The organism is Candidatus Eremiobacteraceae bacterium (assembly GCA_035710745.1).
Taxonomy (GTDB): Bacteria; Vulcanimicrobiota; Vulcanimicrobiia; order Eremiobacterales; family Eremiobacteraceae; genus JANWLL01.
Genome location: DASTCX010000016.1, coordinates 180,686 through 192,972, shown reverse-complemented (window position 1 = coordinate 192,972; position 12,287 = coordinate 180,686). Strand labels below are relative to the sequence as shown.

At 62.2% G+C, this 12,287-nt stretch carries 12 protein-coding genes; 4 read left to right on the top strand and 8 right to left on the bottom strand.

Annotated elements, in window-relative coordinates:
• Positions 1 to 81 precede the first annotated feature (81 nt).
• From VFO25_06580 to VFO25_06570, 3 genes are all read left to right on the top strand, one after another.
• Positions 82 to 891 (top strand): MerR family transcriptional regulator, encoded by an 810-nt coding sequence (locus VFO25_06580; protein HET9342561.1) that lies wholly within the window; start codon positions 82 to 84, stop codon positions 889 to 891.
• A 72-nt stretch (positions 892 to 963) separates the two neighbouring features.
• Entirely contained in the window at positions 964 to 1,377 is a 414-nt protein-coding gene (locus tag VFO25_06575; protein ID HET9342560.1) for a nuclear transport factor 2 family protein, read from the top strand.
• A 259-nt stretch (positions 1,378 to 1,636) separates the two neighbouring features.
• On the top strand, positions 1,637 to 2,107 hold the full coding sequence (locus tag VFO25_06570; GenBank protein ID HET9342559.1) for a hypothetical protein: 471 nt from the start codon (positions 1,637 to 1,639) through the stop codon (positions 2,105 to 2,107).
• A 133-nt stretch (positions 2,108 to 2,240) separates the two neighbouring features.
• Here the strand turns inward: VFO25_06570 and secA are convergent, their stop codons facing one another.
• The 8 genes from secA to VFO25_06530 all read right to left on the bottom strand — a co-directional run bounded on the left by secA (position 2,241) and on the right by VFO25_06530 (position 10,989).
• Positions 2,241 to 4,937 carry a preprotein translocase subunit SecA gene (gene secA / locus VFO25_06565; GenBank protein HET9342558.1) on the bottom strand — a complete coding sequence of 899 codons (2,697 nt, stop codon included), beginning with the start codon at positions 4,935 to 4,937 and terminating at the stop codon, positions 2,241 to 2,243.
• Positions 4,938 to 5,428: 491 nt separating this feature from the next.
• Positions 5,429 to 5,962, bottom strand: a complete 534-nt coding sequence (raiA, locus tag VFO25_06560; GenBank protein ID HET9342557.1) for a ribosome-associated translation inhibitor RaiA — start codon at positions 5,960 to 5,962, stop codon at positions 5,429 to 5,431.
• 15 nt (positions 5,963 to 5,977) lie between these two features.
• Positions 5,978 to 6,190, bottom strand: a complete 213-nt coding sequence (locus VFO25_06555; protein ID HET9342556.1) for a hypothetical protein — start codon at positions 6,188 to 6,190, stop codon at positions 5,978 to 5,980.
• Positions 6,187 to 7,005: a polysaccharide deacetylase family protein gene (locus tag VFO25_06550; protein ID HET9342555.1), complete on the bottom strand. Its 819-nt coding sequence runs from the start codon at positions 7,003 to 7,005 to the stop codon at positions 6,187 to 6,189. The genes VFO25_06555 and VFO25_06550 overlap by 4 nt, the downstream gene beginning before the upstream one ends.
• A gap of 10 nt (positions 7,006 to 7,015) precedes the next feature.
• Positions 7,016 to 8,326, bottom strand: coding sequence for an LCP family protein (locus VFO25_06545; protein HET9342554.1), 1,311 nt, complete (start codon positions 8,324 to 8,326; stop codon positions 7,016 to 7,018).
• A gap of 53 nt (positions 8,327 to 8,379) precedes the next feature.
• The gene (gene rimO / locus VFO25_06540; GenBank protein HET9342553.1) at positions 8,380 to 9,756 is read right to left on the bottom strand and encodes a 30S ribosomal protein S12 methylthiotransferase RimO; all 1,377 of its coding nucleotides are present in this window, start codon (positions 9,754 to 9,756) and stop codon (positions 8,380 to 8,382) included.
• The gene (locus VFO25_06535) at positions 9,756 to 10,244 is read right to left on the bottom strand and encodes a YajQ family cyclic di-GMP-binding protein (protein HET9342552.1); all 489 of its coding nucleotides are present in this window, start codon (positions 10,242 to 10,244) and stop codon (positions 9,756 to 9,758) included. The genes rimO and VFO25_06535 overlap by 1 nt, the downstream gene beginning before the upstream one ends.
• The gene (locus VFO25_06530) at positions 10,237 to 10,989 is read right to left on the bottom strand and encodes a RodZ domain-containing protein (GenBank protein ID HET9342551.1); all 753 of its coding nucleotides are present in this window, start codon (positions 10,987 to 10,989) and stop codon (positions 10,237 to 10,239) included. Before VFO25_06530 ends, VFO25_06535 begins: the two co-directional genes overlap by 8 nt.
• Positions 10,990 to 11,152: 163 nt before the next feature.
• Between VFO25_06530 and mnmA the strand changes: the two genes are divergently transcribed.
• Entirely contained in the window at positions 11,153 to 12,286 is a 1,134-nt protein-coding gene (gene mnmA, locus VFO25_06525; GenBank protein HET9342550.1) for a tRNA 2-thiouridine(34) synthase MnmA, read from the top strand.
• Position 12,287 lies beyond the last annotated feature (1 nt).

Sequence of the window (12,287 nt, the reverse complement as noted above, 5' to 3'; positions counted from 1 at the left end):
CGGATTTCACGAACGTCCGAGTTTAGGTTCGGAGGGCTGGGTTTGACTCTCCACTAACGGAATCGGATTATGGAAGCTCGCATGGCGATTGGCGACTTTTCTCGGGCGACGCATCTAAGCGTGAAAGCGCTGCGCCACTATCACGACGTCGATTTGCTTTGTCCTGTAGAAGTGGACTCACGCACGGGATATCGTTTTTACGGCATCGACCAGATCAAAGAAGCACAAGCCATTCGGCATCTACGAAATCTCGATATGCCGGTCGATCAAGTCAAAGCGGTTCTGCGGGCCTCTGGTCAGACCGAGCGCGACGAGATTATCATAGCTCACCTCAAGCGTATGGAAGCCCAGCTTGAAAGCACGCGGCAGACGGTGTCGCTACTCCGCGCAATGCTTAACCCATCTACTCCGATCAAAGTAGAGCATCGTTTCGTCCCAGCCTTGCAGGTTGCAGCCGTTACCGAAGTCATACACCTGAGTGCGATCGACGCTTGGTGGTCTGAGGCCTTCGAAGAGATATACGGTCTGCTGCGCGCCGCCGGTCAGGAACCCGCCGGACCCGGGGGAGGCCTTTATGCGACTGAACTGTTTACCGACGAGATCGGTGCAAGCGAAATCTACGTGCCGATTTCGAAACCGGTCACGCAGTCCGGTCGAGTTCAGGTGGTCGAGATTCCGGCAGCAGAACTCGCCGTTGCGGTTCATCGCGGCGCGCTCGCAGGCGCCGGACCTTCGTATGCGGCCCTCGGCAAGTACGTCGCCGAGAACGCTCTAGGCGCGTGCGGTCCTATTCGCGAACGCTACGTCGAAGTTGGCGGAACCTCCACCAACGACACAGTTCTTACGGAAATCTGCTGGCCAATCTCCAAAGATACGTCCGCTCTACACTAGCATACCCCGCGCCGCCGGCTAGCGCTCCCGGGGGCTTGACTCTCCCGTAACGGGATGCCCGACAATCAATGCATGGACCGACATTCAGACAAACAAGCCATCGTTGCCATCGTCAAAGAAATGGCAGAATCCATGACCGGAGCCCAAAGTACGCGGCATTGGGCAGCGGACGCACTTTGGTACGATATTCCGCCCTTCGCGTCGAAAGGCGTTCAACCCGCAAGAGAAATGTTCGATCGTGTATTTGCGGGCTTCGAGTCGTGTCACGTGGACATCCTCGACACCGAAGTAATGCTGAACGGTGACATGGGGATCGTCTGTACGGTACAAAGGGTAAACATCGTCCTTAAAGACGGCGCTGCTAAGCAAATGACGGTGCGCGAAACAGACTGCTTCGAGCGACGGGAAGGTAAGTGGCAGCTGATCCATCAGCATGCCTCGGCGCCAGCCGGCGGAGACTGGGACGGACGAATCATAACGTCTTAGGCGTGCCAGTTGCTCTTGCGATCCGCCAGCGAGGGCACCGAAAACACGGAATCTTACGCTTGAAAATACCCGCCGCAGGCGATACGAGTGAGCGGACGCGCGCAGCTACCGGACGTTTCCGAATGCGGAGCGGACGTTGCGCTGAATCATCGAAAACATCGCTTCATCGATCGAGGCGCAGTGATCGTCGCTTTCGACGCTGCAAGAGTTATCGAGCCTGTCCCATAATGCCCGGGTAAAGCTCAGGGAGGGCGTTGTTATGTTGAAGAGAGATTTCTTGAAGGTGCTCGGTTTCGCCGGCTCGATCGCGCCGCTGGCATCGATAGAACCCGCGTACGCGGCAGAAACTGATGCGGACCCTGATGCCCTCGTAGGCCTTTGGGAAGCGGTCATCACGGGTGGAAGTACTTATCGGTACTTTTATGCGATCTCCCGCGGGTCGTATGTCGCGACCGGAAGCGTCGACGAGCAATTCCAAGGCTTCAAGTTCAGTCCGACGATCGGTGCCTACGCACGCAACGACGACGGTTCGTTCGGATATCTTGAAAAGGGCTACGTCTTCGATCTCAAGGGCGTCGACGTCGGCACCTTTGTCAGCAAAGGGGTAATGCGGTTAAACGCGGCCGGGGACACGCTCCACGGTACCGGCACGTTCAGGCAGTTCGACGTTCATTCCAAGGAGATTTTTACCGAACCATTTACTATGACGGCGAGTCGTCAAAAAATCTGAGGCTGCTTACAAGTTCGGGAGCCGACACAAACATCTGAACTCGACGAACGTAGCCGCCGTACGATTGGGTGGCGAGCTTCGGGGCGGTGACCAGCGGATCAGGGTGTCCCATAATGCCCGGGCGTAAGTCTTTTTACACTGCGGTCAGCCCGTGGCACTTCTTGAATTTCTTGCCGCTGCCGCATGGGCACGGATCGTTGCGCCCGACCTTACCCTCGGTCTTGCGCAACGGCTTTTGCACCGACGATTCGTCGCGGTTCGTATGCAGCCGATCGAAACGTCGTGCAGCGTTTTGATCGAGCGGCAGCGTCCGGTCGGCCGCGGATGACTGCGCGTTGGGCGCCTCGAAGGGCGCATCCGGCAACGCTTGCGTCGGTGGTGCTTGCAACGGTGGTGGTTGCTGCTGCACGAGGTGAAAATCGTCGCCCTGATACATCGCGGCGAGGAACTCGTCTTGGATCGAGACCTTTAGGTCTTCGAAGAGATCGAACGCTTCCTTTTCGTACTCGACGCGGGGATCTTTCTGGCCGAATCCACGCAGGCCGATGCCCTGCTTGAGGCTATCCATCGTGTAGAGATGGTCGATCCATAAGCGGTCGATGATCTGGAGCATCGTGCCGCGCTCCAGCATGCGCAGCCCCTCGTGCAATCCGGTCTCGTCGAGCTCCGAGTAGCGCTTGACGAGACGGTCTTCCTTGCCCGTGTAGATCTCGTCGCCGGCCTTGGCGAGCAAGTCGATCATCTCGTCCTTCGAGAGCCGCTCGAGCTCGGACGCGGTGACGTGCTTGCCGATGCCGTGGACCGATGGCTCGAGATCGGTGAGGATCTGCTCGCGATCCCACTCATGAGGGTGGACGTTGTCCGGGCAGTTCGCGTCGACGGCCGTCGCGGCTTTCGCGCGGACGATCTCTGTGAGCGACGGGCGCAGGTTGTGCCCTTCGAGAACGCGCCGACGCTCGCTGTAGATGACGGTCCGCTGCTTGTTCATGACGTCGTCGTATTCGAGGACGTGCTTGCGCGTCTCGTAGTTGTGCGCCTCGACTTTTTTCTGTGCGTTCGCGATGCTCGCGGTGAGGATGCCCGCCTCGATCGGCGTGTCGTCGTCGATATTGAAGCGCTCCATGATGCCGCGGATACGGTCGCCGCCGAAGATGCGCATGAGTTCATCATCGAGCCCGACGTAGAAGCGCGACGATCCCGGGTCGCCCTGACGGCCCGATCGGCCGCGCAGCTGGTTGTCGATGCGACGCGATTCATGCCGCTCGGTGCCGATGATGTGGAGACCGCCGGCTTCGGTCACGTGTTCGCCGAGCTTGATATCGACGCCGCGGCCCGCCATGTTCGTCGCGATCGTCACCTTGCCGGCGAGGCCGGCATCCTTGATTATCTCGGCTTCCTTCTCGTGATACTTCGCGTTGAGCACGTTGTGCTCGATGCCGCGCTTGCTCAGCATCGCCGACAGGCGCTCGGACTTCTCGATCGAGCGGGTGCCCACGAGCACCGGCCGCCCGGCCTTGTGGAGTTCGATGATCTCGTTGATGACCGCGCGGAACTTCCCGTCTTCGTGGTTGTAGACGACGTCGTCGTGGTCTTTGCGCTTCACCGGCATGTTCGTCGGGATGACGAGCACGTCGAGCCCGTAGATGTCGCGGAACTCGCGCTCTTCCGTCTTCGCGGTGCCGGTCATGCCCGCGAGCTTGCCGTAGAGCCGGAAGTAGTTCTGGAACGTGATAGTCGCAAGCGTCTGGTCCTCGCTCTTGACCTTGATGCCTTCCTTCGCTTCGATCGCTTGATGGATGCCGTCGGAATACCGGCGCCCGTACATGAGTCGGCCGGTGAACTCGTCGACGATGATGATCTCGCCGTCCTTGACGACGTACTGCTCGTCCTTGCGGAAGAGCTCTTTCGCCTTGAGCGCCGCCATCAGTTGGTGCGTCAGCTCGAGGTTGGCGGGATCGTAGAGGTTCTGCACGCCCAGCAGCCGCTCGGTCTTCGCGACGCCTTTCTCCGTGATCGGCACCGCGTGCATCTTCTCGTCGACCGTATAGTCCTCGTCCTTGATGAGCTGCGGCATGATGTTGCGCGCGAAGTGCTCGTAAAGGTGCGACTGGTCTTTATAGCCGGGTCCGAGGACGGCCTCAGGCGGACCGCTGATGATGAGCGGCGTGCGCGCTTCATCGATGAGGATCGAGTCGACTTCGTCGACGATCGCGTAGTGCAACTCTCGCTGCACGCAATAATCGATCCGCGGGGCCATGTTGTCGCGCAGGTAATCGAAGCCCGCTTCGTTGTTCGTGACGTATGTGACGTCGCTCTGATACGCCGCGCGACGTTCGGGCGGCGGAAGGAAATGCTGGATGATGCCGACCGACAACCCGAGCGACTTGTAGAGCGGACCCATCCATTCGGCGTCGCGTTTGGCGAGGTAGTCGTTGACCGTGACGAGGTGGACGCCGCGACCCTCGAGCGCGTTGAGGTAGACGGGCAGCGTCGCGACGAGCGTCTTGCCCTCGCCGGTACGCATCTCGGCGACCTTGCCTTCGTGTAGCGCCATCCCGCCGATGAGCTGTACGTCGAAGTGACGCATGCCGAGCGCGCGTTTGCCGGCCTCGCGCGCTACCGCGAAGGCTTCTGCGAGCAGATCGTCGAGCGGTTCGCCGTTCTCGAGGCGCTGCTTGAACTCGACCGTCTTACCGGCGAGCTCTTCGTCGCTGAGCGCTTGCATCGAGGGCTCGAACTCGTTGATCTTCGAGACATTGCGACGCAGGCGGGCGACCTCGCGGTCGTTGCCGTCGACCCACGTCTTAAGGGTGCTGAGGATGGATGACACTGGGGTATCGACCTCCGGCTGAGATGAGTGACAGAAGCGGCGGCCTTTGCGGGCCGAAACCGCGTCTCAGCGCCGGAGTTGCGTCGTGAGGCTAAAGCGATGCCGGGGCGTCGCGAGGGTCTCGTCAATCGAGGTTCGGTGGGCAGAGGGCCGCGTCGCCCGCGCGTGCGTGGGCAAGCGCGACGCCTGAGCGTCGGCTGGGATCCGGTAGACGAGCGCCGCGTGGCTTCCCGCGACTCGGCCGCAGTGCGAACCGTTCGATAGGAGCGCGGCGACGATGATAAGATGAAGGAACATAATCTCGAGGGCGGTTTCGCTAGTCGGACTGCGCTTACCCGCCGCTTAGAAAGGCCGCGGCGGTCGAGATGAATCTCGACCGCTCCCCTTCTTGCATAAGCCGCGGCGGTCGAGATGAATCTCGACCGCTCCCCTTCTTGCATAGGCCGCGGCGGTCGAGCTGAAGCTCGACCGCTACATACCCTCCTGGCGTTTCAGGTCACCGGCACGATGATGCCGAGATCGCCGCCCTTCCGACGGTAGAGGATGTTGAGCTGTTCGGTCTCTTCGTTCACGAAGACGAAGAAGCTGTGATCGAGCAGCTCCATCTGGTGCGCCGCATCTTCTGCGTTCATCGGCTTGACGTTGAAGCGTTTCGAGCGGACGATGCGCGGCGATTCGTCGGTGTCGGGCGGTGGCGCCGATCCGGTCTCGCTCTCGAGCTTACCGTTGCCGCGATGGTGGCGGTCGATCAAGCGCGTTTTATACTTGCGGATCTGTTGCTCGAGGCGGTCGCGGACGAGATCGATCGACGCGTACATATCGCCCGATCGTTCTTCCGCTTTGATGATGTAGTGACGGACGTGAAGCGTCACGTCGACGATCTGCGCGCTGCGTTCGGTACGCATCGTGATATGCGCGTCGATGATGTGATCGAAATAGTGGTCGAGATGACCGATCTTCTCTTCGGCGTAGGTTCGCAGCGCATCGGTGACGTGCAGCCCGTGACCCTTGATGTAGATCTGCATCGGCATCCCCTTCAACTACAGGACGGCGGGGCTTGGCGGATTTGAGACCGCTGTCGGCGAGTCCTGCAGCAGCAAGACCGCGTGGGCCGCTAATGCGTGCGCCGCATGCGCCCTCGTCCATAGCTCGAAGGCGAGCGCTGCGACGATCGCGATGACGAACGCCGCTATGATGATGCGCGCGACGCGATACGGCCGAACCGGCTTCGTCTTGATGATCTGTCGTTTCACAGCGTCACCCTTATCGGATCGTTGATCTCGTCGACGGGCACCTCTCTTTGCAGTTCGCTCAACGTCACGAATCGATAACCGGCGCGGCGGAATGCGCCGACGATCGCGGGCAGCGCACCGATGGTCGAGTCTTTCCCGTCGTGGAGCAAGATGACGACTGGCGCACGGGCCTGCTCGACCGCGAGCTTGGCTATCGCATCCGGCGACAGCGTGCGCCAATCGCCTGGATCGTCGTTCCAGAGCGCGACCGTCTCCCGCAGGTCGAGCGCCGCCTTGATGGTGTTTTCGTCGTAGTTGCCGTGCGGCGGCCTGAAATAGACGACGCGCTGTCCGGTCGTAGCGCTCACCGCGACCGCACCTTGCTCGATCTCGGCGCGCTGCGCGTCGTACGCGAGCGACGACATCTCGGGGTGCGTCATGCTGTGGTTGCCGGTCTCGTTGCCGCCGCTGCCGAGTCGGCGCGCGATCGCCGGCTGTTGCAGAGCGTCGCGGCCGATGAGGAAAAATTCGGCGGGGAGATGGAGCCGGGCGAGCTCGTCGGCCAGCGCCGGCGTCTCGACCGGATACGGCCCGTCATCGAACGTCAGCACGGCGAGCCGCGGACGCGACGGCCGCGAGACAATCTCGCGCAGGTCGAGCATCATGCGCGTCGCGATCGCTCCAGGCGGCGGATCGACGATGGTGTGCGCATCTTCGCCCGGTACGATGAGGACGGGTACGAGCTCGAGTTGCGCGTGGTGTATCCAGCGCCGCAGGCCGACGACCAGGCCGAGAACGACCGCGACTATCGCCGCGGCGATCAGAAAACGCTTCACGCCGGGGCCGTTATTGCGTCCTGTAGTCCTGACCGACGACGATGTCGACGTCGCCGCCCTGAACCGTTCCGACCGCGATCGCCGGATTGTGCACCGGCATGTCCTTGACGACTTCCGCTACGACCTTTTGGTCGGCGCCCGTGATCTTCGTCCTCGGATTGTTGAACGTCGACGCGTTGCCCGTCTCGACGATCGTGAAGCCGCGGCGACGCAGATAGTCCGCCATCGCCGACGCTGCGCCGGGCGTACCGGACCCGTTCTCGACCCTCACATGCACGGTCGAGGGATCGAACGTATTGCTGAAGCCGACCACGAGATATTTATGGACGATCGATTGTGCTTGCGACTGGTCTGCGAACAAGACGGACTCGCCGTCGGTCCACCCGACGTTCGCCGGTACTTCGGCCTCGTGGACCATCTGCGGCGTCACGTCTTGCAGGCCAATCGCAAGCGCGCGCATTTGGTCGAAGGACAAGTTCGTGCGGACATTTTGGCGGACGACGCCGATGAGCGGAATGATCTTCGTCACGATCGACGGATCCTTCATCCGCTTCACCAACAGCGAGACCACTTGGCGCTGCCGGCGCATACGGCCGAAGTCGCCTTCGGCGTCGTGGCGGTATCGAATGTAACCGACGACTTGATCGCCGTCGAGATGGTGGAGCCCCTTCTTCAAATGGATGTGCAGGTGCCCCCAGTTGTCGTCGTAGTCCATGTCCTTTTCGACGTCGACGTCGAGGCCGCCGATCGCGTCGACGACTTCCTTCGTCGCGTTGATGTTGAGGACCATGTAGTAGTCGAAGGGCGGCGTGCCGAGGTTCTTTTCGAGCGTCGCTTCGGTTCGCTCCGGCCCGCCGTCGGCGATCGCCTCGTTGAGCTTGCCGTAGCCGTCCTTCGGGATGTCCACCCAGAGGTCGCGCGGGATGGAGACGACGCCGATCTGATGCGAATGCAAGTCGATCGATACGGCGATGTTCGTGTCGGAGCGGGATTGCGACGTATAGACTTCGTCGGTGTCGGTCCAGCTGTCGTCGATACCCATGACCAAGACGCGGATCTGGTCTTTACCGAAAACAGACGGCAGGTCTGGGGCGAAAACCCCCTCGAGCGCTTGCCGGATACCGCCCTTCACCGTGACGTATGCGGTCACCGCGGTCGCGAAGATGCACAGCAGCGCGAGCGCGACGGCAAGTCCTATCGTACGCTTGCGGGGGCGGGGCAGGGGTTGCGGTGTCGATTCGGGTGCGGCGGTGTCGTCGGGCGCCTGCTCATCCGCAGGCTGCTCGTCACCGAGCCGCTCGTCGGTCGTCTCTTCGCTCAAATCGCCTTCCCTATGGAGGAAACAGGCTTGGACAACGCGCTCGCAGGCCCCCCTTACCCGGCAAGCGTCCCGTATCGGTCGAATTCAGTATGCCCGTTGATGGTGCAATCCACAAATGAACCGACAGCGTGCTCGCCCGCGATGTAGACGTTTCCGTCAACGCTTGGCGCTTCGCGCATAGAGCGGCCGACAGACACGAGCCGTGTCCCGAGCGCCGCTCGAATATTCGATGACGCGGGCATTAACCGTCGCTGTTCGATGAGCACGTCGAGCCGCTCGCCGATCCGCGCCGCGTCGTTCGCGTTCGATATCGTTCGCTGCAGATCGCGCGCCCGGGCGATCCGCTCGCGTTTGACGCGCGTCGCGACGCGGTTCTGCATCGCATAGGCGGCCGTGCCTTCCTCGCGCGAGTATTCGAAGAAACCCGCACGATCGAGTTTTGCTCCGGCGATGAACGAGAGCAGATGCTCGAAGTGCTCGTCCGTCTCGCCTGGGAAGCCGACGATGAACGTGCTCCGGATCGTCGCGCCCGGCAACGCGGTTCTGATCTCGTCGAACAATTCGAGATACCGCTGTGGCTGGGGCGGACGCCGCATCGCTTTGAGCACGTCGGGATGCGAGTGCTGGAGCGGCATGTCGACGTACGGCACGACCTTCGTCGATGCGCGCATCGAGTCGACGATGCGCTTCGTCACCGACGTCGGGTAGAGATAGAGCAGCCGCACCCAGCGCAGGCCGTCGATCGACTCGAACGCCTCGATGAGTTGCGCGAGGCCGTCTTTCATGCCGATGTCGCGTCCGAAATCCGACGTGTCTTGCGCGACGATGACGAGCTCTTGCGCGCCGCCGGCGACGAGCGACTCCGCTTCGGCGACGAGCGATTCGATCGTCCGGCTCTTGCCGATGCCGCGCAGCGTCGGGATGATGCAGAACGCGCAGATATGGTTGCAGCCTTCCGAGACTTTCAAGTACGCGGTAGCGCGCGGCGTCGTGACGACGCGCGGCAGAAAGCCGAGCCGGTCGATGTACGCGTCGCGATCCTCGAGATGAAGCGGACGCGCGCCGCTGCGCGCCTCTTCGATTATCTCGCGGATCTTCGGAAACGCGCCGGTACCGACGACGGCGTCGATCTCAGGAACGAGCTCGCGCAGTTCGGCGCCGTAGCGCTGCGCGAGACAGCCGGCGACGATGAGGAGCTGCCCGCTTCGCTTCGCGCCGGCGTAGCGGAGTATCTCGTCGGTCGACTCCGCCTTCGCGGGGTCGATGAACGAGCACGTGTTGACGACGATCGCATCCGCGTCGTCGGCGTCGGTCGTCAGCGCCCACCCGTCCGATGCGAGACGGCCGAGCATGACCTCGCTGTCGACGAGGTTCTTCGCACAGCCGAGACTTGCGAGAAAGACTCGATCGGGCCTCGATGCGACGGCCACTAGCGGTAGTTCACGAACTGGACCGGATAGTCCAATTCCATCGACTTGATGAGCGTTATGACTTTCTGCAGATCGTCCTTCGACTTGCTCGAGACGCGCAGCTGCTCGTCTTGGATCTGCGTCGAGACCTTGAGCTTCGACTCTTTGATCGATTGGACGAGCTTCTTGGCCTTGTCGGTCGGGATGCCTTGCTCGACCTTGACGACTTGGCGGAGCGTGCCCCCTGAAGCCGGCTCCGGTTTTTCGAAACGCAGCGCCTTGAGCGACACGCCGCGCTTGACGCATTTGGTCTGGAGGATGTCGACGACATTGCGGAGCTTCATCTCGTCGTCGGCGACGATCGTGATGTCCTCGCCGGTCTGCTCGATCGACGATTTGGAATTCTTGAGGTCGAAGCGCGTCGCGACCTCGCGGGCCGCCTGGTTGACGGCGTCCTCGAGCGCTTGTTTCTCTACCTTAGAGACGACATCGAACGAAAAGTCACTCATGCACCCCTTCTTGGCCGACCGGGGGCGTCTTCACTGCGAAAACACGGTCTTCGACCTGCCCCGGACCGCCAAGCGTGCCGAGATGCTGCCCGTCGATGGTCGCCATAACTCCGCCGGCATTGCCGGCGCGTAGCGTGATCTCGCGGACGCCGTGAAATTCTTTGACCGTGCCCGCCGGCAGCGTCTGATAGACGACGCGTTTGCCGTCGACGATGACGGAAAGCCAGCACGATTGCGTCAGCTCGAGGCGCAGATCGACGCCGCTCTGCGACCCCTTCGCCGCTGCGTTCGGTCCGGGCACGAGTGCCTGCGCGTTCGTCGCGACCATCGCCGAGGCTGCGGGTGGGCGAAGCTCCGTGTGTCCGGCTGCGCTGGGGACCACCATCGTCCACACGACCTTGATGACGAGAAAAGCAGCCAGCGCCGACATCCCGGCGAGCAGCCACGGATATCTGAAGCGGTTGCGCGCCGGCTGATCGAAGTCGAGCGCGACTTCGGCCGTCGCGGCCTCGACGAAATCCGATGCGTTGAACGTCGTGACACATGCGGCGGGGTCGAGTCCGAGCAGCCGCGCGTAGTTGCGGATGAAGCCGCGGACGTAGACCGGCTCGCCGATGGTCTTCCATTCTTCGCGTTCGATGGCGTCGACGAACATCGCGCGCATGTGGAGGCGCTGCGCGGCCTGGACCGTCGTCATGCCGAGCCGTTCGCGCGCCGTCTTGAGCTGTGATCCGATGTCTGCCATGTGTCCGACGCCCCAAGATCGTGCGTCATGTCCGCGTACGGGCGCTGCGAGAAGAAGCGCGTGCCGGGACGAAGAAGTTATATCCCTCCATCGGTAGTCCTCCAGCGGGACTACAGCAGCCAAGCGCTCAAGCGGCACACGATTTCACGTGGAAACCGAATCTGTGACCTCCGACATCGATTACTTGCGTGCCACCTTCGCCGCGCAACCCGGAACGACGGCGCTCGCCGCGATGAGCGGCGGTGTCGACAGCGCCGTCGCGACCGCGCTCGCCGTCAAAGCCGGCACTCGAGCGGTCGGCGTCACGATGCGGTTGTTCACGCCCGGCAACGACGACATCGCCGAGAAGACGCGTCAGTGCTGCGGCCCAACGGCCTATGAAGACGCGCGGTCGGTCGCTTCGTCGCTGGGCATCCCCCACCACGTCGTCAACTTCGAGGGCGCCTTTCACCGCGCGGTCGTCGACTATTTCTGCGACGAATATCTTGCCGGCCGCACGCCCAATCCGTGCGTCGCCTGCAACAACCTTGTCAAGTTCGGCGCGCTGCTCGAATTCGCGCGCGCTGTCGGCGCGACGACGATGATCACCGGCCACTACGCGCGCATCACGAACGAGGAGGATGGCCCGCATCTACGTCGTGCAGTCGACCGTACGAAAGATCAGTCGTACATGCTCGCCGGTCTTCGCGCGGATCAGCTCGCGTCGGTCATCGCGCCGCTCGGCGAACGGACGAAGGAGTCGACGCGCGCCGCCGCACGCGAACTCGAGATCGCGATCGCTGACAAACCCGACTCGATGGATCTCTGCTTCGTCGACGGCGACTATCGTAAGTTCATCCTCGAAAGGCATCCCGACGGTGCAGTCGCCGGTCCGCTCGTCACGGTCGACGGTCGTCAGGTCGGCGCGCATGATGGGCTGCTCGGCTATACCGTCGGTCAGCGGCGAGGGATAGCCGCTTCGGGTCTCGGCGATGGACCGTGGTACGTCGTGAAGACGGATCGTCGGGCGAACGCCGTCGTCATCGGACGACGCGAGGATCTCGAGCGCGTTGAAATCGCGTGCAGTCGAGCGAACGTCCTTCGGCCGGAGCTGTTCGAGGCGTCGCAGCGCGGCGCCGGTCTTCTCGCCGTCTGCAGATATCGAAGCAAGGCATTGGCTGCCGACGCGACGCTCGAAGGCGACCGGCTCGTCGTCAGGCTGCGCGAACCCGCACCCGTCGTTTCGCCCGGTCAGCTTCTCGTGCTTTACGATACGGCCGCCGACGAAGTGGTAGCGAGCGGCATCATCGAGGCCTAAA

Coding starts and splice junctions, on each gene's coding strand:
- VFO25_06580 (HET9342561.1), top strand. CDS start 82: ATGGCGATTGGCGACTTTTCTCGGGCGACGCATCTAAGCGTGAAAGCG.
- VFO25_06575 (HET9342560.1), top strand. CDS start 964: ATGGACCGACATTCAGACAAACAAGCCATCGTTGCCATCGTCAAAGAA.
- VFO25_06570 (HET9342559.1), top strand. CDS start 1,637: ATGTTGAAGAGAGATTTCTTGAAGGTGCTCGGTTTCGCCGGCTCGATC.
- raiA (HET9342557.1), bottom strand. CDS start 5,962: ATGCAGATCTACATCAAGGGTCACGGGCTGCACGTCACCGATGCGCTG.
- VFO25_06535 (HET9342552.1), bottom strand. CDS start 10,244: ATGAGTGACTTTTCGTTCGATGTCGTCTCTAAGGTAGAGAAACAAGCG.
- VFO25_06530 (HET9342551.1), bottom strand. CDS start 10,989: ATGGCAGACATCGGATCACAGCTCAAGACGGCGCGCGAACGGCTCGGC.